The following is a 22937-nucleotide window of genomic DNA, read 5'->3' on the forward strand; positions in this document are numbered from 1 at the left end:
TGTCGCCGTCGACAACGTCGCCGGCTCCGTGCCCGTCGACCGCGCCGCACTTCCCGAGCGCTGTGTGCTGCTCTTCGGGCAGGAGGGCCCCGGGCTCAGCGCGGAGGCGCTCGCCGCGGCATCCGGGATCATCGAGATCACCCAGTACGGCTCCACCCGCTCGATCAACGCGAGCGCGGCGGCCGCGGTCGTGATGTACGAATGGTGCCGGCGATACGCCGGCTGACCTCCCGCTACCGCGGTCTTGAGCGGGTCGCGCTCACACGTTCCTCGCAGGGAGTGCCGGGCACTCGTCCAGACGGATTGCGCAGACTCGGGAACTTGTGTCCGACCCGAGACGCACGCCGTTGCCGAGCACCGGTGCAGAACCACCCGAAGGACTGCTCCTTTTCGTATGCTTTCACGCTCCACGCAGACCCCTGCCCGCCAGAGCCGCCTCCGCGGTTTCGCCCCCCTCGCACTCGGGCTCGGGGTGACCCTCGGCGCGGCCACGCTGACCGGCTTCACGATAGCGACACCTCCCGCCCACGCCGGCGAGGCCGTCCTTCCGACCGTCACGACATCGAGGACGATCGGGATGGATGGCGCCGTCACCGGGTCGGCGGTGGTCGAGACCATCACCGAGATCACCGAGCGCGCCGAGGACGCAATCGACAACGGACGGGCGGCGGTGGATCGGGTCGAGACGATCGAGGCCGACGTCGCGGCCGCGGGCCTGGATCTCGGTGCCGCGAGCACGGTCATCGACACGAGCGACCTGCGCGCCGACATCGATCGGCTCGCGTCCTCGGCGGTGATGCCCCTCCTGCTGCTCCCGGCCGCGACCGACGACGCCACCGCCGAGACGGCGCACGTCGAGGCACTCGCAACGTCGCTGCGAGAACGACTGGATGCCGCGCAGGCACAGCGCGCCGCGGAGGAAGCGGCCGCCGCCGCAGCGCAGGCCGCAGCCGAGGCGGCAGCCCAGGCGCAGCGCGAGGCCGAGGCGGCCGCCGCCGCGCTCGCCAACGCGAACACCGTCGACGGCGCCAAGGCGACCGCCGCGCAGAAGGCATCGGCCGAGTACGGCTGGGGCTCCGACCAGTTCTCGTGCCTGGTTTCGCTCTGGAACAAGGAGTCCGGCTGGAACTACAAGGCCTTCAACGCCTCGAGCGGCGCCACGGGCATTCCGCAGGCTCTGCCCGGCAGCAAGATGGCCAGCGCCGGATCGGACTGGCAGTCGAGCGCCTCGACCCAGATCAGCTGGGGCCTGCGCTACATCGCGTCGGTCTACGGCACGCCCTGCGGCGCGTGGGGGCACTCGCAGTCGACCGGCTGGTACTGAGCCGATTCCGGATGCCGGGCGGCGGCCACGCTGGTCGATCCAGGATCCCAGGCCTCGGCGACGCCGGTTCTGATTCAGGATGCCGGGGGCCCGGCGCCGCTAGTTCTGGATCGCCGCGCCCGGCGTGACCTCGTACACGAAGATCGCGTCGGCCTCGGCGCTCAGTTCCAGCCGCGTCTCCGTGCCCCCGGCGAAGTCGACCCTCGTGTTGCCGGCGCCCCGCTCGCCCCGCGCGCCGCACGCCACCTCGCCCCGTGCGATCTCCTCGCTGCCGCCCATCAGCCGGTAGGCGATCGGCGTGCCCGCGGCGCTTTCGCACGCGATCTGCACGGTCCAGGCCCCGGCATCCTGCCCGATCTCGGCGCGGTGACCCGTCTCGGCCGTGACGGCGCCCGCTTCGCGGATCACGGCCTTCGAGCCGCCGGGCTTGTTGCGCGGCAACGCCGACTCCGCCCAGGCCGTGAGGCTCGTCGGGCCCCCTGGGCTCTTCGACGCGCGGGGCTCGGCGGAGGGAATCGCGTCGCCCGTCGAGCCGCCCGTGGGGATACCCGTCGCGCCGCCGGCGCACCCGGCGAGCACGGCCGCGACGACCCCGATGCCGGCGAGCACGAGAAGACGACGCATCCCTCCACGCTACGTCCGGCGCGTCCCGGCGGCCATCACGATGCCGTCACGAAGCACCGTCACGAAGCACCCGTCACGAAGCACCCGTCACGCAGCCGCGTCACGAAGCAGACGTCACGCAGCCCCGACGACCATCCACGCCGATCCGCGCGCCCGCCACGCCAGCGTCACGAGCCGCGCCAGCAGGTACCCGCCGAAGAAGGCGACCGAGAGCCAGGCGAGCCCAGCGGCGCCGGTCGCGCCGCCCACTGCGACCCACCACAGCAGCGGCAGGTAGCAGACCAGGTTGATGAGCCCCGTGACGGCGAGGTACTTCGCATCGCCCGCGCCGATCAGCACGCCGTCGAGCACGAACACGAGGCCGGCGACCGGCTGCGCCACGGCGAGCACGATCAGCGCCGGCTGGATCTGCGCGGCGAGTGCGGGATCGCCGGTGAAGACGAGCCCCATCACGCCCGAGAGCCCGCCGATGACGGCGCCGACGATCACCCCGAAGGCGACGCCCCAGCGTGAGACGCGCCCGAGCACGCGGCGCACACCGGCGGTGTCGCCGGCACCGAGGCCTTTGCCGATGAGCGCCTGGGCGGCGATGGCGAGGGCGTCCAGCGCGAACGCTGCGGCGGAGAAGATCGTGAACACGACCTGCCAGCCCGCGAGCTCTTCGGTGCCGAGCGCGGTGGCGGTGACGACCGAGAGCAGCAGGGCGACGCGCAGCGACAGCGTCCGCAGGAACAGCCATCCGCCCGAGAGGGCCGATCCCCGCATCCCCTCCCGCCGCGGTCGGAAGGCTGCCGCGTGGCGCCGGGCGAGCCGGCCGATCACCACGACGTATGCCGCGACCATGCCCCACTGCGCGACGACCGTGCCGACCGCGGATCCCGCGATGCCCCACCCGAGCCCGTAGATGAAGAGCCAGTTCAGCAGGGCGTTGGCACCGAACCCGAGGCCCGCGATCCACAGCGGCGTCACGGTGTCTTGCATGCCGCGCAGCAGGCCCGTCGCCGCGAACACGATGAGCATGGCGGGCAGGCCCCCCATCGAGATGCCGAGGTAGGTGGCCGCCGCCTGCGTCACCTCGGCGGATGCCCCGAAGAGCCCGACCAGGAACGGCGTCGCGAGGTAGCCGCCGAGCGCGAGCACCGCTCCGATGCCGAGCGCGAGCCACATCCCGTCGATCCCGACCGACACGGCACGAGTGGGATCGCCGGCGCCGAAGCGGCGCGCCACGGCGGGTGTCGTCGAGTACGCGAGGAAGATCATCAGCCCGACGACGGTCTGCAGCACCGCCGACGCGATGCCGAGGCCCGCGAGCGGCACGAGGCCCAGATGGCCGACGAGCGCGGCATCCACGATGAGAAAGAGCGGCTCGGCGACGAGCGCTCCGAGCGCGGGCACCGCGAGGCGCAGGATGTCGCGATTGAGGGTGTCCCTCGGCAGGCGGTTCGGGCTCACGCACTCGAGCCTATTGATCGGCTGAGAACGGACGGCCGAGTCTGCGCAGGCTGTTCGTTCGCCAGCCGGCGACGCCTATCCTTTATCTCATGACCGACGACGCCCGATCCGGTCTCGCGCTCGATGACCTCAGCGCTGAGATTCGCCCGCAAGACGATCTGTTCCGCCACGTCAACGGCAACTGGATCGAGCGAACGGAGATCCCGGACGACAAGGCCCGCTGGGGCGCCTTCCACCTCATCGCCGAGCAGGCTGAGAAGGACGTGCGCACGATCGTCGAGGAGTCGCAGGAGTTCGAGCCCGGCACCGAAGGCCGCAAGATCGGCGACCTGTACACGAGCTTCATGGACACCGCGCGCATCGCCGAGCTCGGAGTCACCCCGCTCGCGGAGCAGCTCGCCCGCGTCGACGACATCACCGACATCCCGTCGTTCCTTCGCGTCGTGGGCGCCCTCGAGCGCGACGGCGTCGGCGGCATCATCGATCTCTACGTCGAGCCCGACCCGGGCAACCCCCAGCGCTACGTGCCGTTCTTCCTGCAGAGCGGACTGTCGCTGCCCGACGAGAGCTACTACCGTCTCGAGAACTTCGCCGACACTCGTACGGCCTACCTCGCGCACATTGCGAAGATCCTCGAGCTCGCAGGCATCCCCGAGGCCGCCGCGGCCGCCGATCGCGTCTTCGCCCTCGAGACGGAACTCGCCACGAACCACTGGGACAACGTGCGCAGCCGCGACGCCGTCGCCACTTACAACCTCCGCACGTGGGATGACGTGCAGGCGCTGGTCGGCATCGATCTCACCCCGTGGCTCGACGCGATCGCGCCCGACCACCAGGCGGCCTTCGCGGAGGTCGTCGTCTACCAGCCGAGCTTTCTCGAAGGCCTCGGCGCGCTCCTGGCCGAGGACCGTCTCGAGGACTGGAAGGCGTGGCTCCGCTTCAAGATCGTGCACGGCGGCGCCGCATTCCTCTCCGACGAGTTCGTCGACGAGAACTTCTCGTTCTACGGCACGCAGCTCACCGGGGTGCCCGTCAATCGCGAGCGCTGGAAGCGCGGCGTCAGTCTCGCCGAGGCCGCCCTCGGCGAAGCCATCGGCAAGGTCTACGTCGAGCGGCACTTCCCGCCGGCGGCCAAGGAGGCCATGGACGTGCTCGTGGCGAACCTCATCGCGGCCTACCGCGAGAGCATCTCGACGCTCGAGTGGATGACGCCCGAGACGCGCGAGCGGGCGCTCGCCAAGCTCGACGCCTTCACGCCCAAGATCGGGTACCCGGTGAAGTGGCGCGACTACTCGGCCGTCGAGATCGATGCCACCGACCTGGTCGGCAACGTGCGCCGCGCGCACGTGGCCGAGCACGACCGCCAGCTCGGCAAGGTGGGCGGCCCGATCGACCGCGACGAGTGGCACATGACGCCGCAGACCGTGAACGCGTACTACAACCCGCTGATGAACGAGATCGTCTTTCCGGCGGCGATTCTGCAGTACCCGTTCTTCGACCCGGAGCGCGACGCGGCCGCGAACTACGGCGGCATCGGCGCGGTCATCGGTCACGAGATCGGTCACGGCTTCGACGACCAGGGCAGCCGTTTCGACGGCGACGGCAAGCTGCACGACTGGTGGACGGATGCCGACCGCGCGGCGTTCGAGGAGCGCACGAGCTCGCTCATCGCGCAGTACAACGAGCTCTCCCCGAAGGGTCTCGGGGGCGACCACGTGGTCAACGGGGCCCTCACGATCGGCGAGAACATCGGCGACCTGGGCGGCCTCGGCATCGCGCTGAAGGCCTACGCGCTCTCGCTCGACCGGTCGAGTAGCGGCGACGCCGCCTATCGAGACACGACGGGCTCAGGAACCGAGAATGCAGCGGATGTCCACGCACCGGTCATCGACGGGTACACCGGCGTGCAGCGCCTGCTGCTGTCGTGGGCGCAGATCTGGCAGCAGAAGGGCCGGGATGCCGAGACCATCCGTCTGCTCACGATCGACCCGCATTCGCCCAACGAGTTCCGCTGCAACCAGATCGTCCGCAACATCGACGCGTTCTACGACGCGTTCGAGGTGACCGAGGGCGACGCCCTCTGGCTCGACCGGGAGAAGCGCGTCACCATCTGGTGACCCGTCGCTCACCGGATACTCCCCCTCATCGGAAGGACACCGCTTCGTGGGCACGTCCCCAGAGCCCTTCGATACGCCGCCTACTCAGCGACCGCCCCAACGGGCCACCGAGTCGCTTCGGGGCTCGCGACGAAGCAACAGGCGTCTCCCGAGGCGAGCGGCGGTCGGCCGCCGTTCGTTCGCCTCGACGCTCAAGGCGCTCGACGAACTGGCATCCTCCGGTGCGCGCGTCGCGGTGCACGTCGCCGACCTCGACCGCGGCACGGTCGTGCTCTCGGGGGATGACTTCCTGACGCATCCGGTCGCGGGTCTCGGCATCGTGCCGCTGCTGATCGAGGTCGCGGCGTCGTTCGAGGCCGGCACGCTCGACCCGCTCGAGATCATCGAGCGCTCGTCGGTCGAGCGCGTCGGAGTCGGCGGCGTCTGGCAGCACCTCAAGGCGCCGGCGCTGCCGCTGTCTGATCTCGCGGTGCTGGCGGCCGCCACCGGCGACGCTCTCGCGGCCAACGCGCTGCTCCAGCGCGTGGGGCTGGATGCCGTACGCGGGCGCATCGAGACGCTCGGCCTGAAGCGCTCCGCACTGCTCGATCAGCTCCGCGACACCCGCGGTCCCGACGACGCGCCGCACTACGCGCTGGGCACCGCGGGCGAGCTCGCGGGGGTTTTCGGCGCCCTCGTCAATTCGCAGATCGTCAGTGCGGGGGTCAGCGCGCAGGTCGCCGAGTGGCTGAGCCTCAACCACGATCTGAGCCTCGTCGCATCGGCGACGGGCCTAGACCCCTTCTCGCACGAGAACGACGAGCACGGGCTGCTCTTCGTCAACAAGACCGGCCGCGATTCCGGCATCCGGGTGGAAGCGGGCGTGCTCGCCGGGCCGCGAGCGGGCGTCTCGTACGCGCTGATCGTGTGCTTCGACGACCTGTCGATCGCGCACCGTCTGCGCGCCCACGAGGCTTTCCGCATCCTCGGCGTCGACCTGATGGAGTACGTCTTCTAAACGCGGCCGTTGGCGGCATCGAGCGCGTCGACGAGGGCGAGGCCGCGGCGGCCCCACTCGATCTCGACGCGCGCGCGGTCGACGAGTCCCTCATAGGTGAAGTGCTTGTACGCGACGGTGCGCTCGTGCTCCTCCGGCGGTGTGACGGCGAGGCGCCGCACGAGCATGGGATTGTCGCGGGCCTCGATGCGGCGGAGCTCGCCCTCCCACTGCTCGAGCAGCTCTTCATAGTGCGCGATGTGACCCCGGAGGAACGCGCGCGCCGTGGCGGGCGACGCCGACTCGAGATAGGCGGCCTTCAGATGGGCGGGATCGCGGACGCGCTGATAGTCGTGGGGTGCCGCCATCCACGCGAGGAACGCCGCATCGCCGGCATCCGTCACGTGGTAGAGCCGTCGCGTGCCGCGCTCGCCGCGCGTCTGCTCCTCGGCCTCGATGAGACCCTCGTCGGCCATCTTGCGCAATTCGGGGTAGATCTGCGAGTCGGGTGCGTGCCACACGTGGCCCACCGACTCGGCGAACTGCTTCTGGAGGTCGTAGCCCGACAGCGGGCCAACGCGCAGCAGCGCGAGCAGCGCGTAACGCAGGCTCATCGGTCTCCTTCGATCAGGCATGGCACGACGGATGACACGCCATCGGCGCCGCGAGGGGTCTGCACGCGGCCGGACCCCTCGCAGCGTCGCGGCTCTCAGGCGTTGCCGTAGCCGGTGCGCCAGCCGCCCTGGTAGGTCGCGCGGGCGACGCTCGAGTAGGGCACCGGGCTCACGACGGCGCGGACGTCGAGCTGGTCGTGCGGTTCGACGGCGGCCTTCTTGCTTCCGCCGTCCGGCTCGCCCCACACGACGGTGAGTTCGGTGCCCTCGGGCACGTCCGGGTCGACCGTCGCGAGCGAGAGGGCGCGGCGCTCGTTCGCGCTGTACCCCGTGAACATCGAGTACCCGACGACCGTGCCGTCGGCATCCACCACCTTGTCGTAGTTGGCGGACCCGTAGTTCGCGAGCGGCAGGTCGAAGAACTTGTACTTCGGTCCCTCGACGTCGAAGAGCGAGCCGAAGAGCTTCGTCATGTCCTCCGGGTCCCAGGCCAGGGTGACCTTCTTGCGCTGCGACGCCGGGTCCACCTGCTCGAGCGCGTCGCGTCCGATGAAGTCGTGGTCGAACTTCACGAACGAGCCGTAGCCGAGCTCCCACGGGGTGAGGTAGTAGTCCTCGATGTCGTCGGAGACGAACGATCCGGCGAGCGTGCCGGTGGCCTCGTAGCCGTCGGCGGGCAGCCACTCGCGGTAGCCGCGCTCCTCGGCTCCCGTGTAGATCGCGGGCAGCGGCGACGGGATCCAGCCCGACTCGAGGGTGTTCGACGGGTAGGCGCGCGAGCCGACGGGGACGAGCCCGAATTCGGCGCCCGCCTCGACGATGGCGGTCCAGATGCGGTCGTGGTCGGGGTAGGGTCCCCAGATCTCGAGGCCGGGGGCGCCCGCCATGCCGTGACGGAGGGTGCGCACGGTGGTGCCGGCGATCGTCATGGTCGACATGTTGAAGAACTTGAGCTGCTCGAGCGGTCCGCCGTTGAGCTTCTCGATGACCGACCACGCGTTCGGTCCCTGGATCTGGAAGCGGTAGTACTGGCGCGTCACTTCGTGGCCGTACGGCCGCGACGGCGAGCGACGGTCGACCTCGATGTCGAGGTTGCCGTAGCCGCCGGTCTCGCCGTGGTAGAGCAGCCAGTTCGCGGCCGGCGCGCGGCCGACGTAGACGTACTCGTCCTCCGCCTCGCGGAACAGGATGCCGTCGCCGATGACGTGGCCCGACGCGGTCGTGGGCACGTACTGCTTCGCCCTGTCGACCGGAAAGACGGCGGTGGAGTTGATGGCCGTGTCGGAGATCAGCTTGATCGCGTCGGAGCCGCGCATGAACAGGTTGTCCATGTGGTGCGACTGGTCATAAAGCACGGCGGTCTCGCGCCAGGCGCGCTGCTCCTTGATCCAGTTCTGGAAGTCGGACGGCACGACGGGGTAGATGTACGAGCCGATCTGGGAGTTGCGGAGGAGGTCGACCGGGTTTCCGGCCGCGTCGATCACTTCCTGCAGATTCTTGGGTGCCACGATGAACCTCTTTCTGTTTTTCTGTGGAGATGGATGGGGTTAGGTTTCCGGGACGACTCAGAACACGATCGTCTGGTTGCCGTGTCGGATGACCCGGTCTTGCGCGTGCCACTGCACCGCCCGGCTCAGCACCGCGCGCTCGACGTAGGCACCGCGGGCCTGGAGCGCCGCGGCATCCATCGAATGGTCGACGCGCGCCACGTCCTGCTCGATGATCGGTCCCTCGTCGAGGTCTTCGGTCACATAGTGCGACGTCGCTCCGATGAGCTTGACCCCGCGCTGCTTGGCCTTCTTGTAGGGAGCCGCGCCGATGAAGGCGGGGAGGAACGAGTGATGGATGTTGATCACGGGCACCCCCACCCGCTCGAGGAATGTCGACGAGAGGATCTGCATGTACCGGGCGAGCACGATGAAGTCGACGTTGCCCGCCAGGAGACGAACGATCTCCGCCTCGGCGGCGGACTTGTCGGGCCCCTGCGACGGCACGTGGAAGAACGGGACGCCGAAGGAGCGCACATCTTCGGCGGTGTTCGTGTGGTTGGAGATGACCATCGGGATCGTCACCGGGAGCTCGCCGCCCCGATGACGCCACAGCAGCTCGAGGAGGCAGTGATCGGATGTCGATGCCAGAATCGCCATGCGCTTGGGAATCGACTGATCGGTGATTTCCCACTCGAGCCCGAGCTTCGTGAGGGTGGCCTCGAGGTCCGCTTCGATCTCGGGCAGCGACGCCGTCAGATCGGCGCGGTGAAAGACCACCCGCTGGAAGAAGGCTCCGCCGAACGCGTCGTCGGAGTACTGATCGAGGGAGATGATGTTGCCCTTGTTGCGGGTGATCAGCGACGTGACGGCCGCGACGATTCCCGGCTGGTCGGGGCCGTGGACGATCAGGCACGCCCTGTCGCGCAGCGCCTCGTTGTGAAGAGTCATGGGGCGGCCTTTCAGGACTCGTCGGAAGCGTACTCGCGCGCCCAGTCGGCCGTCGCGAGGAGGCCCCCGAACGTGTAGAAGTGCAGCTTGACCGCGCCCGCGTCCCCGATCCCCGCGGAAGGGTCGGCCAGAAGGGCAGAGAGCTGCGTGACGAAGTTGTCGGGACCGGCCGTGCCCATCAGGTTGGTGAGCGAGAAGCCGTACTTCTTGACGATCATCGCGTTCGCGCCGATGCCGAAGCGGCGTGCGAAGCCGAGCAGGCGCTTGATGCCGGCGGGCCCGGGTGTGCCGACGCGGATCGGGGTGTCGATCCCCCTCTCGCGCACGGCCTGGATCCACGCCAGGACCGGATCGGTGTCGAAGGCGAACTGCGTGAGGATCGTGGCATCCAGCCCCTGTTCCTTCAGCGAGGCCGACTTGTCTTCGAGCGCCTTCCAGAGCTGCTCGCTCGAGATGTCGGGGTGGCCCTCGGGATAGCCCGCGATGCTCACCTCGCGCACTCCGTATTTCGGCAGGATGCCGGTGCGGATGACGTCGAACGAGTCCTCGTACGGACCCTCGGGGGTGGTCGGGTCGCCGCCGACGACAAAGACGCTCTTGGTGGCGCCGACCTCCTGGAGTCGCCCGAGGAACTCCTCGAGCTGGTCCTGCGAGCGCAGTCGACGGGCCGAGATGTGCGGGACGGGCACGAAACCGTTCTCGCGGACGGCCTTCGCAGCGGCGACGCGCATGTCGAGGTCTTCATTGCCGAGGAACGTGACGTTGACTTTCGTTCCCGCCGGGATGGCGGCCTTCGCCTCGAGGAGACCGGGCACGTCCTTGCCGGTCATCTCGAGCGAATAGTCGCTGAGGAGGGCGAGGGCTGCCTGGCGATTGGCCGGCAGGCGGGTGGGTCGTGACACGGATCGGGTCCTTCCGCTCTCAAGGAAGGCGCCTTTGCGCTTCCTCGCCCGAGTTTACCTATGGCCATAGGGAATGTCCATAGGTATCTTCAGCCGACGTCAGAACGCTCCCATCAGTGGGCCTGGGCGGCGAGGGCGGCCGCGTCGATGGTCGCGATGGAGCGGGTGTCCTGGAACGCCCGGATGCCTTCGATGCCCTGCTCCCGGCCGAACCCGGACTGCTTCATGCCGCCGAACGGGGCGCGCAGGTCGAGGCGGGTGGCGCCGTGGTCGTTGACCCAGACGTATCCGCAGACCAGCTTGCCGCCCACACGGGTCGCGGCGTCGGAGTCGGCCGTCCAGACCGAGCCGCACAGGCCGCCCCACGTGTCGTTGGCCAGCGCGACCGCCTCGTCCTCCGAGTCGAAGCCGATGATCGGGATGACCGGCCCGAACTGCTCCTGGGTCACGACCCGCAGCGACGAGTCGGGGCCGACGACGATGGCGGGCCGCAGGAAGTTTCCGCCCGCGAGGTCGCCCCCCGGCAGCTCGCCGAACTCGCGGACGTCGGCCCCGGCATCCTTCGCCTCCTGGATGATCTCCTCGACGAACGCCTTCTGCACGGGCGAGTGCAGGGGGCCCATGGTGGTTCCCTCGTCGAGCCCGTAGCCGATGACGGCCCTCTCCAGGCGCTCGCTGAGGCCGGCGACCACTTCGTCGAGTCGGGAGTTGTGCACGTAGACGCGCTTGGCGTTCATGCAGATCTGCCCGGTGGTGTCGTAGATCGCCGCATAGAGCCGATCGAGGTGCGTGTCGTCGATGATGGCGTCCTCGAGGAACACGGCCGGGTCGTTCCCGCCGAGTTCGAGGGTGACCCGGGTGAGGGTCTTCGACGCCATCTCCATGATGCGCTTGCCCCCGTTGACGCTGCCGGTGAAGCAGACCTTGGCGATGTCGGTGTTCTGGATCAGACCGGCCATGTTCTCGTCTGTGCCGGTGACGACGTTCAGCACGCCCGGGGGCAGCTTCTCGGCGATGCGCTGCACGACCCGGGTCGTCGCCAGCGGTGCCGACGGCGGCGGCTTGACGATCGCGGTGTTGCCGGCGAGCAGCGCGTGGGGCAGCGATGCACCCAGGATCGCGATCGGCCAGTTGAACGGCACGATGACGGTCACCACGCCGAGCGGCTGGTAGTTCACCATCGTCTCGACAGGGATGCCGGGTGCGACCGGCAGGACCTTGCCCTGGTCGACCTCCTCGGCGTGCATGAGGGCGAGGTTCCAGCGGATCTCGAAGACGAGCGCGTCGATCCAGCTCTCGAACCGGATCTTGCCGTTCTCCTGCGAGAGCACGGCGGCATCGACGTCGCGCTCGTCGGCGATGCCGGCGATGGCATCGGCCATCGCGGCCGCCCGTTCGACCGCGGTCAGCGCCGACCAGGCGGGAAAGGCCGACTTCGCCGCCGCGACGGCATCGGCGACGTCCTGCTTCGACGCCGACGCGGCCAGCCCCACGATCACGCCCGGCTTTGCGGGGTTGGCGACCTCGAGCGTCTCGGCGGTCGTTCGGTGGTCCCCGCCGATGAACAGGTCCGTGCGGACGGTTTCCAGGGTTTCAGTCATCTCGAGCACCTCTCTGTGTTTCGATCACCGCGCCTGACACAGGTCTACGTTCATCCGGCCCGGTTGTAAAGGGAGCACCGCTCCGGCCGTTATTCAATCGATTCATGACGCCCGTCATGAATCGCTTGACACTCGGTCGCGGGGTGACGCACGATGGCACAGTCGACACAATGTGGTGCTGATCACTCGCGGGAGTGCTCCCGACGGAGCCCCCTACGGCATCCCGTGCACTGCGACGTTGACACCCTGCCCATGTTCGAAGAGAGGCCTGTCAATGAAGAAGAGTCTTGCCGCCATCGCCGTCGTGGCCGTCTCGGTCCTGGCGCTGAGCGGGTGCACAGATTCCGGTGCGCCGTCCTCGCCCGCGCCCACCGAGGCGGAAGGGGGCGGAGAGGTCACGCAGGTTCGCGTCGCGGCCCTGCCGATCGCCGAGACCGGAGCGCTGTGGGGCGCCATCGATGAGGGAATCTTCGCCGATCACGGTCTCGAGGTGGAGATCGTTCCCGCCCAGGGCGGCGCGCAGGCGATCCCCGCGCTGCTCAGCGGAGACATCCAGTTCGCCATCGGCCAGCCGTTCGGCCCCATCCGCGCCGATCTGCAGGATCTCGGTGTCGTCGTCATCGGCAACTACGCCAGCTCGCTCGCCGAGGGCAAGGACGTCAACGCGGTCGTCTCGCTCGCCGATTCCGGCATCGTGTCGCCGAAGGATCTCGAAGGCAAGCGCGTCTCGGTCAACAGCCTCGGCGCGGCCGGCGACGTCACCATCATGAAGGCCGTGCAGGACGACGGAGGCGACCCTTCGACGATCGAGTTCGTCGAGGTCGCGTTCCCCGACGCGCAGGCCCAGCTCGATGCGAAGAACATCGACGCGGCGTGGGTGCCCGACCCGTTCATGTCGCAGATCGTCGGCGCGGGCGGCAATCTCGTCGTGCACCCGTACCAGGCGACGATCCCGGGCCTTCCGCTGCTCGTCGACATCACGACGCAGGAGCTGCTCGACAGCGATCCCGAGCTCGTGTCGCAGTTCGCGGCCGCGATGTCGGAGGCGCTCGAGTGGGCCTCGGCCAACGAGGACGCCGTCCGCGCGGCGATCGTCGAGAACATGGGCATCCCCGAGGCGGCTGCCGCGGGCATCACGCTGCCCGAGTTCACTTCCGAAGTGGATGTCGCGGCCATCGAGGAGCTGGTGGCCCTGGCCATCGAGTTCGGGGTTCTCGATGCCGAGCCCGACCTCGACACGCTGATCCAGCAGCAGTAGGAAGGATGCGGAGTGCCTCGGCAGCCGAGGCACTCCGCACCCCTTCCTGCGCATTCGCTGCTCACTGACCGAACGGATCGACCATGGCCACCGCCGACGCCCCGACGGTCGTCGCGAGGCAGCGATTCCCGCGCTCCCGACGCACCGCGCGCAAGGCCGCGCTGGGGGCGGCCGGCATCGTCGGCTTCCTCATGCTCTGGCAGCTGATCCCGACCCTCGGCATCATCAGTCCCCGATACCTTCCCTACGCGACGGAGACCCTGGCGCGGATGTTCGAGGAGTTCCGCGACCTCGAGTTCTGGCGCAACGTGGGCCGGACGATGACCGCGTGGTTCCTCGGCCTGCTGATCGCGACGGTCGCCGCGACGGTGCTCGGCACGATCATCGGGCTGGTGCCGTTCCTGCGGCGGGCGACCCACACGACCGTGGAGTTCCTCCGGCCCATCCCGTCGGTCGCCCTCATCCCTCTCGCGATCCTCGTGTACGGCATCCAGCTGCAGGCCGCCCTCGTCATCATCGTCTTCGCGAGCTTCTGGCAGGTCTTCGTGCAGGTGCTCTACGGCGTCGCCGACGTGGATGCCGTGGCGAGGGACACCGCCCGCGCCTTCGGGCTCACCCGCGCCGAGCGCGTGCGGTACCTGATCCTCCCGACGACGCTGCCGTACCTCATGACGGGGCTGCGGCTCGCGGCGGCCGTCGCCCTGATCCTCGCGATCACCGCCGAGATGGTGATCGGCACTCCGGGCCTCGGAAGGGAGATCGTCTTCTACCAGGCGGCCGGTGACTGGGTCGGGGTCTATTCCCTGGTCATCGTCACCGGTCTGCTCGGGCTGCTGATCAATCTCGTCTTCCGCTTCATCGAGCGCAAGTCGCTCGCATGGCATCAGTCCGTGCGCGGGGAGGAAGTGCTGTGACCCTGTACACGAGCACCGTCGTCGTGCCCCGCGAGCGGTCGCAGGCGTGGAAGCGCACGGGCGTCAACATCCTCTACGCCGTCGGGCTGCCGTTCCTGCTGCTGGTGATCTGGGGCATCTGGGCGACCGTCTCCCCGGAGAAGTTCTTCCCGGCGCCGCTGGTCATCCTCGAGGCCTTCGTCGACACGTGGGTCGGGCCGGCGTTCGTCACCGACGTGCTCCCCAGCCTCGGGCGCCTCGCGCTGGGGATCGTGCTGTCGATAACGATCGGGATCGTCGCGGGCACCCTCATCGGCCTCACCCGGTGGCTGCGGGAGCTGCTCGAGCCGCTGCTGGAGTTCTTCCGCGCCATCCCGCCGCCCGTGCTGATTCCGATCGTGATGCTGCTGATGGGCATCACCGACGCGATGAAGGTCGCCGTGATCGTCTTCGGCGCGGTGTGGCCCGTGCTGCTCAACACGATCGACGGGGTGCGCTCCACCGACAGCGTGATGACCGAGACCGCCCGCTCGTTCGCCCTCACCCGAGGGGAGCGACTGCGCTACCTCGTGCTGCCCTCCGCGAGCCCGCGGATCATGGCCGGGGTGCGGCAGACCATGTCGGTAGCGCTGATCCTGATGGTGATCTCGGAGATGTTCGCATCGTCGTCGGGGCTCGGCTATCGGATCGTCTACTTCCAGCGGAACTATCTCATCGCCGAGATGTGGAGCGGCATCGTGCTGCTCGGCCTCATCGGGGTGCTTCTGGCCGCGATCTTCAGCGTCGTCGAGCGGCGCGTGCTGCGCTGGTATCACGGAATCAAGGAGGTCGAACGTGTCTGACACGCTGCTCAAGGTCGAGCACCTGAAGAAGGTGTACGAGTCGTCCACCGGCGATGTCGAGGCCATCGGCGACATCAGCTTCGAGATGCGCTCGGGCGAGCTCGTGTGCATCGTCGGGCCCTCCGGTTGCGGTAAGACGACACTGCTCAAGTGCATCGCGGGCCTGCTGCGGCCCACCCAGGGCACCGTCGAGCTCGACGGGAAGAAGGTCACCGCGCCGCCGCCGAGGATGGCTCTGGTGTTCCAGGAGTACGGCCGGAGCCTCTACCCCTGGCTGACCGTGCGCGGCAACGTCGAACTGCCCCTCAAGCACAAGAAGCTCGACCGGGCCGCGCGCGACCGCCTCATCGACGACGCGCTTCTGGCCGTAGGCCTCGATCACGCCGCGAAGAGCTACCCCTGGCAGCTCTCCGGCGGCATGCAGCAGCGTGTCGCGATCGCCCGGGCCGTGGCCTACCAGCCCGAAGTGCTCATCATGGACGAGCCGTTCGCGGCGGTCGATGCGCAGACCCGCGCCGACCTCGAAGACCTCGTCCGTCGCCTGCATCTCGACCGGGGCATGTCGATCCTGTTCGTCACGCACGACATCGATGAGTCCGTGTACCTCGGCGAGCGGGTGATCGTGCTGTCGAAATCGCCCACCTGGGTGCAGGAAGACCTCGCGATCGACCTCGTTCCCGAACGCGACCAGATCACGACCCGCGCGCTTCCCCGCTTCACCGAGCTGCGCACCCACGTGTACGAGCAGATTCAGCGCGCCAAGCGCGGCGAGGCCGTGCGGCCGACCGCGTGAGCATCGGGACCGCCGAGAAGGGGAGGGCCATGCGCAGCAGGCAGCCCAAGCAGCTGCTGCTCGCCTTCTTCGGCGAGCACGTCGTCGATCAGGACGTGCCCGCGCTGCGCGCGAGCGCGCTCATCGAGGTGCTCGAAGGAGCCGGAGTGGCCGCGCCCGCGACCCGGGCGACGCTCGACCGCATGGTTCGCAGCGGCCTGCTCGCACGCGAGCGCCGGGGCCGCGAGATACTGTTCTCGCTGACCGGCGAGGGCGCCGCGGTGCTGCGCGAGGCATCCGAGCGCGTGCGCGGCCCCCATCCCTTCGAGCCGCATGGCAGCGGCTGGACGCTCGTGACCTTCACCGTGCCCGAGGATCAGCGCACCCTGCGACACCGCCTGCGCTCGGCCCTGTCGTGGGAGGGGTTCGCTCCGCTCCGCGACGGACTCTGGCTCGCCCCGGGTGAGGTCGACCTCGCCGCAGCGCTCGAGCCGCTGCGGACCCACCTTCCGGCGGCGGCCATCACGGCTTTCCACGCCCGGGAGCTGCCCGGGTACGCGATGGCCGACAACGTGCGCGCCGCGTGGGACATCGACAAGATCCGCGACGAGCACCTCGCGTTCATCGACACGTGGAGCGCCGCTTCGACCGCGGCCGAGGCGGGGAGCCCGCTCTCGGCTCGCGCCATGCTCGTCGCGGACTGGCTCGCGCTCCTCGGGGCGGACCCCCGGCTCCCGCGCGCATTCATGGACGAGGACTGGCCGTCCGACCGGTCTTTCGAGGTCTACTGGGCTGCCCGCGAAGGCCTGGACGAGGCATCCGCCGCGCAGTTCGCCGCCCTCATCGCCAACGGGGCCCAGCGGCACGCCTCATGAGGCGCTGCCAGAGAATCGCGCCCGCAGGTCGGCCTTGCGCACCTTGCCCGACGCGGTGCGGGGCAGCTCGTCGACGACCACGACCCTCTTCGGGATCTTGTACCGGGCGATCGCGCCGGTCAGCTGCTCGCGCACCGTCTCGGTGGTGACGGATGCCGCATCGCCGACGGTCAGCACGGCCCACGGCACCTCGCCCCACTGCTCGTCGGGGATGCCGATGACCGCCACGCCCGTGACGCCGTCGATGTCGTTGATGAGATTCTCGATCTCCGCGGGATAGATGTTCTCGCCGCCCGAGATGATCATGTCCTTGAGGCGGTCCGACACGAAGAGGTAGCCGTCGGGGTCGAGGTATCCCATGTCGCCGGAGCGGAACCAGCCGTCGGGAGAGAATGCGTCGGCGGTGGCCTCCGGCAGGTTGAGGTAGCCGGGGAACACGTTCGGGCCCGCGATCTCGATCTGCCCGACCGTGCCGCGGGGCACCATCGCGCCCTTCTCGTCGGTGATGCGCACGTCGGTGAAGAAGTGCGGGAGGCCGACGCTGCCCTGCTTCTCTCGGGTCATGGCCGGCGACAGCGATGTCGCGCCGGGGGAGGTCTCGGTCATCCCGTATCCCTGCGAGAACGAGAGCCCTCGCTCCTCGTAGGCGTTCAGGATGCGGGTGGGCACGGCCGAACCGCCGCACGTGAGCTTCTTGAGCGTGCTGAGGTCGGTCGCCGCCCAGTTCGGGTGATCGGCGAGCAGCTGATACGTCGTCGGCACGCCGCTCAGCATCGTGACGCCGTGTCGTTCGATCAGCTCGAGCGCCCGCCCCGGGTCGAAGCCCTTCTCCAGCACGATCGTGGCGCCCTTGAGCAGAATCGGCAGCGCGCCCATGCCGAGTGAGGCGGCGTGGAACAGCGGCGAGATCATGAGCGCGACGTCGGTCGAGACGACGTCGTAGTCGACGAGGCAGTTGAGCGCGACCCATGTCAGGTTCTGATGGGAGAGCACGGCGCCCTTCGCCTTGCCCGTCGTGCCCGATGTGTAGAGGATGGCCGCAGGGTCATCGAGAGTGACCTCGGCATCGGAGTGACCGCCGGATGCCTCCCGCAGCAGCCGCGACAGCCCGGGCGCCTCGTCGGTGCCCTCGCCCGTCGCGATCGCGTGCGCGATGCCATCGCGAGCGGGCCCGATCCGCTCGGTGAGTGCAGGATCGTGCACGACGACGCGTGCGCCCGAGTCGGTCAGCACGTGGGCGACCTCGGGCGGCGCGAGCCGTGTGTTGACGGGCACGAACACCGCGCCGAGCTGGGCGGCCCCGAAGAGCACCTGCAGGAACTCCGGGCTGTTCTCGCCGAGGAAGGCGACCCGATCGCCCTTGCGGATGCCGCGACTCGACAGGATCGATGACACCCGGTCGGTGCCGTCGGCGAGCTCTCGGTAGGTGACCGTGTCACCGTCGCCGTGGATCAGCGCGATCTTGTCGGGCGACTTCAGGCGCCGCTTCGCCATCCACGCACCGAGTCCGTGATTGTGCATCGTGTATCTCTTCGTCGAGGTTTCCGGCCGCTCCTGGGCGAGGCGCTAGGCGTAGAAGCGGTACAGCCCGCGGGCGACGACGGCGGGCTTGGTGCCGCCCTCGATCTCGATCGTCTGATCTACGCCGAACTGGTAGCCGCCGGCGACCTCGGTGACCTCCGCGATGACGGCGGTCATGCGCACACGCGCGCCGACCTTGACGGGGGAGATGAAACGCACCTTGTCGAGGCCGTAGTTGACCTTCGTGCTCACGCCCTCGACGTCGAACAGCTCGGTCCAGAACGTCACGGCGAGCGAGAGCGTGAGGAACCCGTGCGCGATCGGGCCGCCGAAGGGGCCGTCCTTCGCCCGCTCGGGGTCGGTGTGGATCCACTGGTGGTCGCCGGTGGCGTCGGCGAACGTGTTGACCTGCTCCTGCGTGATCTCGAGCCAGTCGGTGTATCCGAGGTCGGTGCCGGCGAGGCCGGCGGCGTCGGCATAGGCGACGGTGGTGGTCATGAGATGCTCCTTCGATGGTGGTGCGGGCGCAGCGGAACGGGCGGAGTGGTGGGCGAGGTCATTCGGCGAGTCCGAGCAGCCGCGCCGCGTTGAGCTTCATGATGCCGGGCATCACTTCGGGCTTGAGGGCGGTGTGCTCGGCGTCGCTGATCCAGCGGTCGGGCATCAGCAGCGGGAAGTCGGAGCCGAAGAGCACGCGCCTCTTGAGGATCGAGTTGGCGTAGCGCACGAGCTCGGCGGGGAAGTACTTCGGGCTCCACCCCGACAGGTCGATCCACGTGTTGTGCTTGTGGGTCGCGACAGCGAGCGCCTCGTCCTGCCACGGCACCGACGGGTGGGCCATGATGATCTGCAGGTCGGGGAAGTCGGCCGCCACGGGGTCGAGCAGGATCGGGTTCGAGAGGCCGAGGCGGAAGCCGTAGCCCCCACGCATTCCGGCGCCGATTCCGGTCTGCCCGGTGTGGAAGAGCGCCGGGACCCCGGCATCCTGGATCGCGGCGTAGAGCGGGTAGTGGGTCTCATCGCTCGGGTCGAATCCCTGCACGGTCGGGTGGAACTTGAAGCCGCGCACGCCGTTCTCTTCGACGAGACGGCGCGCCGCGTCGACCGCTTCCGCGCCGCGGAGGGGGTCGACGGAGCCGAACGGGATGAGCACATCGTTGTTGCGCGCGGCGCCCTCGGCGACCTCCGCCGACGAGATGGAGGGGTGCCGGAGCCGGGTGCCGGCGTCGACCGTGAACACCACCGCGGCCATGCGCCGCTCACGGTAGTACGCGGCGACGCCGTCGAGGTCTGGCCGCGGGGCGTCGGTGCTGAAGTACTTGCTCGCCGCTTCGACGAGATCGGGTGGCAGCGACGTGTGCCCGTGGTCGTCGACCTCGATGTGCACGTGCATGTCGATCGCATCGAGGGCGTCGACGTCGATCGCGGGTTCGTAGCGGGTCATGTCAGGGGCGCTGCAGGTCTTCCGGCAGCGGCGGGAAGCTCTCGCCGACGGATTGCAGCCGCCCCCCGAACTCGGTGCCGAAGCCGGCGTCGAGGGCATCGTAGGTCCAGCCGCCTTCGCGGTACGCGGTGGCGACGGGCTCGGGGTGCGACCACAGCTGAAGGCGGTCGCCGCCGACGCCGATGGCCTGGCCGGTGACGTCGGCCGCGGCATCCGATGCGAGATAGGCGATGAGGCCGGCGACGTCGTCCGACGTGCCGAAGCCGAGGCCGTGCCGGAAGAAGGCGGGCATCGCCTCGCCCTTCGCGTCGGCCTCCATCGCCGCGGCGAAGTAGGGCACGGTCGCCGTCATGGCGGTGGCGGCCACGGGGATGACGGTGTTCGCCGTGATGCCGGCGCGCCCCAGCTCGAGCGCCCAGGTGCGCACCATGCCGACGATGCCGGCCTTCGCGGCGGCGTAGTTCGTCTGACCGAAGTTGCCGCGCTGCCCGGTCGGTGAGCCGATGCAGATGATGCGACCGGCGACCTTGTTCTCGCGCATGTAGGTCGCGGCCTCGCGCACGCACGTGAACGTCCCCCGGAGGTGGACGTTGATCACGGTGTCGAAATCGTCGTCGCTCATCTTCCACAGCACGGTGTCGCGCAGCACGCCGGCGTTGGTGACGAGGATATCGAGGCCGCCGAAGGTCTCCACCGCCGTTGCGACGAGCTTCTGCGCGGTCTCGGTGGGGCCGACGGGGGCGACCACCGCCACGGCCTTGCCGCCCTCGGACTCGATCGCGGCGACGGCCTGCGCGGCGGTGTCGGCATCCACGTCGTTGATGACGACGGATGCTCCCTGGCGGGCGAGTTCCGCGGCATAGGCGAGGCCGAGGCCCCGGCCCGATCCGGTGACGATGGCGACCTTGCCGGCGAGAGGCAGCTGGTTCGAGGACATGCAGAACTCCTTCGTGTCTGGGTCCATTAGAACCGAAGATAGTTGAGATTGTCAATCATTGATTTGTGCATGTTTTGCTACGATCATCCGCATGGACAGCGTCGACGGAGGTGGCGGGGAGCTCGCGGTCGTGCCCGCCGACCTGTTCGACGACGTCAGCTTCCTTCTCGCGCGCGCCAACGCGCTCTCGCTCGCGGCAGGCAACGCGGCGCTCGGCGCCGGGGGCCTGCGCGTGCGGTCGTACTCCGTGCTCGCGCTCGCCGCCGGCGGGCGGCGGCCGTCGCAGCGAGAGCTCGCGGAGCTGCTGCGTCTGGACCCCAGCCAGGTGGTCGCGCTCGTCGATGACCTGCAGTCGCGCGGCCTCGTGATCCGCCGCCCCGACCCGAGCGACCGCCGCGCGAACGTGGTCATCGCGACCGAGGACGGACGCATTGCATATGCGGCCGCTGCGGCGTCGGTGAGCGAAGCGCAGAACAACCTGCTCGGGGGCCTCTCCGCCGGTGAGCGCACGCAGCTCGCTGCGCTCCTTCGCCGCCTCGCGTTCCCCGGCTGACGAGCCCGTCCCCGGTGCCCGTCCCCGGCGCCCGTCGCCGGCCCGGTCCCTTCATCCCCGCTCGAGCACCAGTCGTTCCCTGCCCACGAGCGCGCCGATCACGGCCTGCGCGAGAAGCACGGCGAGCAGGAGCAGCAGGGGCTCGGTCCAATCGCCCGACAGCGTGTGCAGCGCGCCGAACGCGATCGGGCCGAAGGCGGCGATGACGTAGCCGACCGACTGCGCCATGCCGGAGAGTGCGACAGCGGTGGCATGACCCCGGGCGCGCTCGGCCATGAGCGTCAGCGACATGCCGAGCGACGCCCCGGCGGAGAGCCCCGACAGGCACGCCCAGGCGAGCACGGCGCCCGGTGCGAAGATGAGCCCGAGCGTCCCGAGGATCGCGAGCGAGGGCAGCAGGGCCGGCACCCACCGACGCATCCGACCCCGCAGCACGACCGGCACCAGCAGAGAGCCGACGATGCCCGCGACCTGGAAGAACATCACGTCGACGCCGGCCACGACGGCGCTCCGGCCGAGCGACACCGAGATCGGTGCGAGCCACGTGACGAGCATGTAGAACGAGGCGGCCTGCACGCCCATGTACCCGGCGACCTGCCACGCCAGGGGGTCGGCCCAGATCCCCGTGCGTCGGCGTTGCGCGGGCGCCGCGGGCACGGCATCCCGCCTTCCCCGCATCGTCCAGGCCCACAGGACGATCGCGATCGGCAGCAGGATGCCGGTGACCAGCAGGGCGGGACGCCAGCCCAGTTCGTCGCCCGAGACCTCGATGCGCGAGATCGGCACGACCACGCCAGACGCGATGGCGCCGATCCCGCCGAGCAGTGCGGTGTATACGGCGGTCACCGCGGGGACGCGAGCGCCGAACCCGCCCTTGATGACCGCCGGCATCAGCACATTCACGATGGCGAGCGAGATGCCGATCAGCACGGTGCCCGCCCACAGGTTGATCCCGGGGCCGGCGGCCGAGCGCCAGACGGTTCCGAGCATCAGGAGGAGCAGCGACCACAGCACGACGCGCTGATGCCCGAACCGCCGGCTCGCCTGGTGCGCCAGCGGGGAGACCACGGCCCAGGCGATCAGCGGCACGGCCGCGAGCACGCCGAGCGCCGCCGAGCCGAGGCCCAGATCGTTCCCGATCTGATCGAGCAGCGGCCCGATGCCGGTGATCGTCGCGCGCATGTTCGCGGCGATGACGCACACCGCGAGCAACAGCAGCAGCGCTCCCGTCGGCCTCGCCCGCGTGCGGTTCATCGGCACCTCCCGCTCGCGGGCTACAGCTGGACAGGCCAGCCCGTGTACGCCTCGGCGAGGTAGGTCTTGCCTGCCTCGGACTCTACGACAGAGCGAAGCTCGCCGAGTTGGCGCAGCCGGTCGAAGTCCGACGCGTCGGGTGTCACGTGCAGCATGCTCGTCATCCACCACGAGAAGTGCTGGGCCTTCCAGATGCGGCCGAGCGCCTTCTCGGCATAGGCCTCGATCTCGCGGTCGTCGTTGTCGAGCAGCAGCGCGCGGAGCGCCCGCTCGAGCAGCAGCACGTCGGCGATCGCGAGGTTCATGCCCTTGGCGCCCGTCGGCGGGACCGTGTGCGCGGCATCGCCCACCAGCGCGACCCGGCCATGGCGCAGCTCGTGGGCGACGAAGCTGCGGAACCGCAGCACGTCGCGCTTGATGATCGGGCCCTCGAGGAGCGTGGTTCCGGGAACCCGCGACTGCAGCTCTTCCCAGATCTCCTCCTCGCTGAGCGCCTCCGGGTCGGCCTCGGGATCGCACTGGAAGTACATCCGCTGCACG

General features: G+C 69.4%; 23 protein-coding genes. 10 read left to right on the top strand and 13 right to left on the bottom strand.

Annotated features, from left to right (window positions below):
* The coding region (locus tag VNT50_RS10740) for a TrmH family RNA methyltransferase (RefSeq protein ID WP_325485109.1) at positions 1 to 226 on the top strand (226 nt) is incomplete at its 5' end.
* A gap of 168 nt (positions 227 to 394) precedes the next feature.
* On the top strand, positions 395 to 1324 hold the full coding sequence (locus tag VNT50_RS10745) for an aggregation-promoting factor C-terminal-like domain-containing protein (protein WP_325485110.1): 930 nt from the start codon (positions 395 to 397) through the stop codon (positions 1322 to 1324).
* A 99-nt stretch (positions 1325 to 1423) separates the two neighbouring features.
* Here the strand turns inward: VNT50_RS10745 and VNT50_RS10750 are convergent, their stop codons facing one another.
* Complete coding sequence (locus VNT50_RS10750) at positions 1424 to 1948, bottom strand: DcrB/PsbP domain-containing protein (protein WP_325485111.1); 525 nt, start codon at positions 1946 to 1948, stop codon at positions 1424 to 1426.
* Positions 1949 to 2062: 114 nt separating this feature from the next.
* Positions 2063 to 3385 carry an MATE family efflux transporter gene (locus tag VNT50_RS10755; protein ID WP_325485130.1) on the bottom strand — a complete coding sequence of 441 codons (1323 nt, stop codon included), beginning with the start codon at positions 3383 to 3385 and terminating at the stop codon, positions 2063 to 2065.
* Between the two features lie 104 nt (positions 3386 to 3489).
* On the opposite strand from VNT50_RS10755, the gene VNT50_RS10760 reads away from it, so the two are divergent.
* Positions 3490 to 5517, top strand: a complete 2028-nt coding sequence (locus VNT50_RS10760) for a M13 family metallopeptidase (RefSeq protein ID WP_325485112.1) — start codon at positions 3490 to 3492, stop codon at positions 5515 to 5517.
* Positions 5518 to 5563: 46 nt separating this feature from the next.
* Positions 5564 to 6514 (top strand): serine hydrolase, encoded by a 951-nt coding sequence (locus VNT50_RS10765; RefSeq protein WP_325485113.1) that lies wholly within the window; start codon positions 5564 to 5566, stop codon positions 6512 to 6514.
* Here VNT50_RS10765 and VNT50_RS10770 read toward each other — a convergent pair.
* The 5 genes from VNT50_RS10770 to VNT50_RS10790 all read right to left on the bottom strand — a co-directional run bounded on the left by VNT50_RS10770 (position 6511) and on the right by VNT50_RS10790 (position 12048).
* Complete coding sequence (locus VNT50_RS10770; RefSeq protein WP_325485114.1) at positions 6511 to 7107, bottom strand: PadR family transcriptional regulator; 597 nt, start codon at positions 7105 to 7107, stop codon at positions 6511 to 6513. The genes VNT50_RS10765 and VNT50_RS10770 overlap by 4 nt on opposite strands.
* Positions 7108 to 7202: 95 nt before the next feature.
* Positions 7203 to 8615 (bottom strand): vanillate/3-O-methylgallate O-demethylase, encoded by a 1413-nt coding sequence (ligM, locus tag VNT50_RS10775; protein WP_325485115.1) that lies wholly within the window; start codon positions 8613 to 8615, stop codon positions 7203 to 7205.
* Between the two features lie 57 nt (positions 8616 to 8672).
* Positions 8673 to 9545 carry a formyltetrahydrofolate deformylase gene (gene purU / locus VNT50_RS10780; protein ID WP_325485116.1) on the bottom strand — a complete coding sequence of 291 codons (873 nt, stop codon included), beginning with the start codon at positions 9543 to 9545 and terminating at the stop codon, positions 8673 to 8675.
* An 11-nt stretch (positions 9546 to 9556) separates the two neighbouring features.
* Positions 9557 to 10375 (bottom strand): methylenetetrahydrofolate reductase, encoded by an 819-nt coding sequence (locus VNT50_RS10785; protein ID WP_414683961.1) that lies wholly within the window; start codon positions 10373 to 10375, stop codon positions 9557 to 9559.
* A gap of 185 nt (positions 10376 to 10560) precedes the next feature.
* Positions 10561 to 12048, bottom strand: a complete 1488-nt coding sequence (locus tag VNT50_RS10790; RefSeq protein ID WP_325485118.1) for an aldehyde dehydrogenase family protein — start codon at positions 12046 to 12048, stop codon at positions 10561 to 10563.
* Positions 12049 to 12322: 274 nt separating this feature from the next.
* Here VNT50_RS10790 and VNT50_RS10795 point away from each other — a divergent pair, with 274 nt between their 5' ends.
* From VNT50_RS10795 to VNT50_RS10815, 5 genes are all read left to right on the top strand, one after another.
* Positions 12323 to 13306: an ABC transporter substrate-binding protein gene (locus VNT50_RS10795; RefSeq protein ID WP_325485119.1), complete on the top strand. Its 984-nt coding sequence runs from the start codon at positions 12323 to 12325 to the stop codon at positions 13304 to 13306.
* A gap of 83 nt (positions 13307 to 13389) precedes the next feature.
* A complete protein-coding gene (locus VNT50_RS10800) occupies positions 13390 to 14220 on the top strand; it encodes an ABC transporter permease (RefSeq protein WP_325485120.1) in 831 nt (276 codons plus the stop codon).
* On the top strand, positions 14217 to 15041 hold the full coding sequence (locus VNT50_RS10805; protein ID WP_325485121.1) for an ABC transporter permease: 825 nt from the start codon (positions 14217 to 14219) through the stop codon (positions 15039 to 15041). The genes VNT50_RS10800 and VNT50_RS10805 overlap by 4 nt, the downstream gene beginning before the upstream one ends.
* A complete protein-coding gene (locus VNT50_RS10810) occupies positions 15034 to 15834 on the top strand; it encodes an ABC transporter ATP-binding protein (RefSeq protein ID WP_325485122.1) in 801 nt (266 codons plus the stop codon). The genes VNT50_RS10805 and VNT50_RS10810 overlap by 8 nt, the downstream gene beginning before the upstream one ends.
* A gap of 29 nt (positions 15835 to 15863) precedes the next feature.
* The gene (locus VNT50_RS10815) at positions 15864 to 16688 is read left to right on the top strand and encodes a PaaX family transcriptional regulator (protein WP_325485123.1); all 825 of its coding nucleotides are present in this window, start codon (positions 15864 to 15866) and stop codon (positions 16686 to 16688) included.
* Here VNT50_RS10815 and VNT50_RS10820 read toward each other — a convergent pair.
* Genes VNT50_RS10820 through VNT50_RS10835 form a run of 4 tightly spaced genes read right to left on the bottom strand, consistent with a single transcriptional unit; the run spans position 16683 to position 20575 of the window.
* A complete protein-coding gene (locus VNT50_RS10820; protein ID WP_325485124.1) occupies positions 16683 to 18209 on the bottom strand; it encodes an acyl-CoA synthetase in 1527 nt (508 codons plus the stop codon). The genes VNT50_RS10815 and VNT50_RS10820 overlap by 6 nt on opposite strands.
* Before the next feature lie 45 nt (positions 18210 to 18254).
* Positions 18255 to 18707, bottom strand: coding sequence for a MaoC family dehydratase (locus tag VNT50_RS10825; RefSeq protein ID WP_325485125.1), 453 nt, complete (start codon positions 18705 to 18707; stop codon positions 18255 to 18257).
* A gap of 58 nt (positions 18708 to 18765) precedes the next feature.
* Positions 18766 to 19653, bottom strand: a complete 888-nt coding sequence (locus tag VNT50_RS10830) for an amidohydrolase family protein (protein WP_325485126.1) — start codon at positions 19651 to 19653, stop codon at positions 18766 to 18768.
* 1 nt (position 19654) lies between these two features.
* Positions 19655 to 20575, bottom strand: a complete 921-nt coding sequence (locus VNT50_RS10835; RefSeq protein WP_325485131.1) for an SDR family oxidoreductase — start codon at positions 20573 to 20575, stop codon at positions 19655 to 19657.
* A 106-nt stretch (positions 20576 to 20681) separates the two neighbouring features.
* Between VNT50_RS10835 and VNT50_RS10840 the strand changes: the two genes are divergently transcribed.
* Positions 20682 to 21143, top strand: coding sequence for a MarR family winged helix-turn-helix transcriptional regulator (locus VNT50_RS10840; RefSeq protein ID WP_325485127.1), 462 nt, complete (start codon positions 20682 to 20684; stop codon positions 21141 to 21143).
* A 51-nt stretch (positions 21144 to 21194) separates the two neighbouring features.
* Here the strand turns inward: VNT50_RS10840 and VNT50_RS10845 are convergent, their stop codons facing one another.
* Together VNT50_RS10845 and VNT50_RS10850 are read right to left on the bottom strand one after the other, a co-directional pair.
* On the bottom strand, positions 21195 to 22397 hold the full coding sequence (locus VNT50_RS10845) for an MFS transporter (protein WP_325485128.1): 1203 nt from the start codon (positions 22395 to 22397) through the stop codon (positions 21195 to 21197).
* Positions 22398 to 22417: 20 nt separating this feature from the next.
* Positions 22418 to 22937, bottom strand: a 520-nt coding sequence (locus tag VNT50_RS10850) for an FAD-dependent monooxygenase (RefSeq protein WP_325485129.1), incomplete at its 5' end; no start/stop codon positions are given.

This window comes from Microbacterium sp. (assembly GCF_035554235.1).
In the GTDB taxonomy this organism is placed as follows: domain Bacteria; phylum Actinomycetota; class Actinomycetes; order Actinomycetales; family Microbacteriaceae; genus Microbacterium.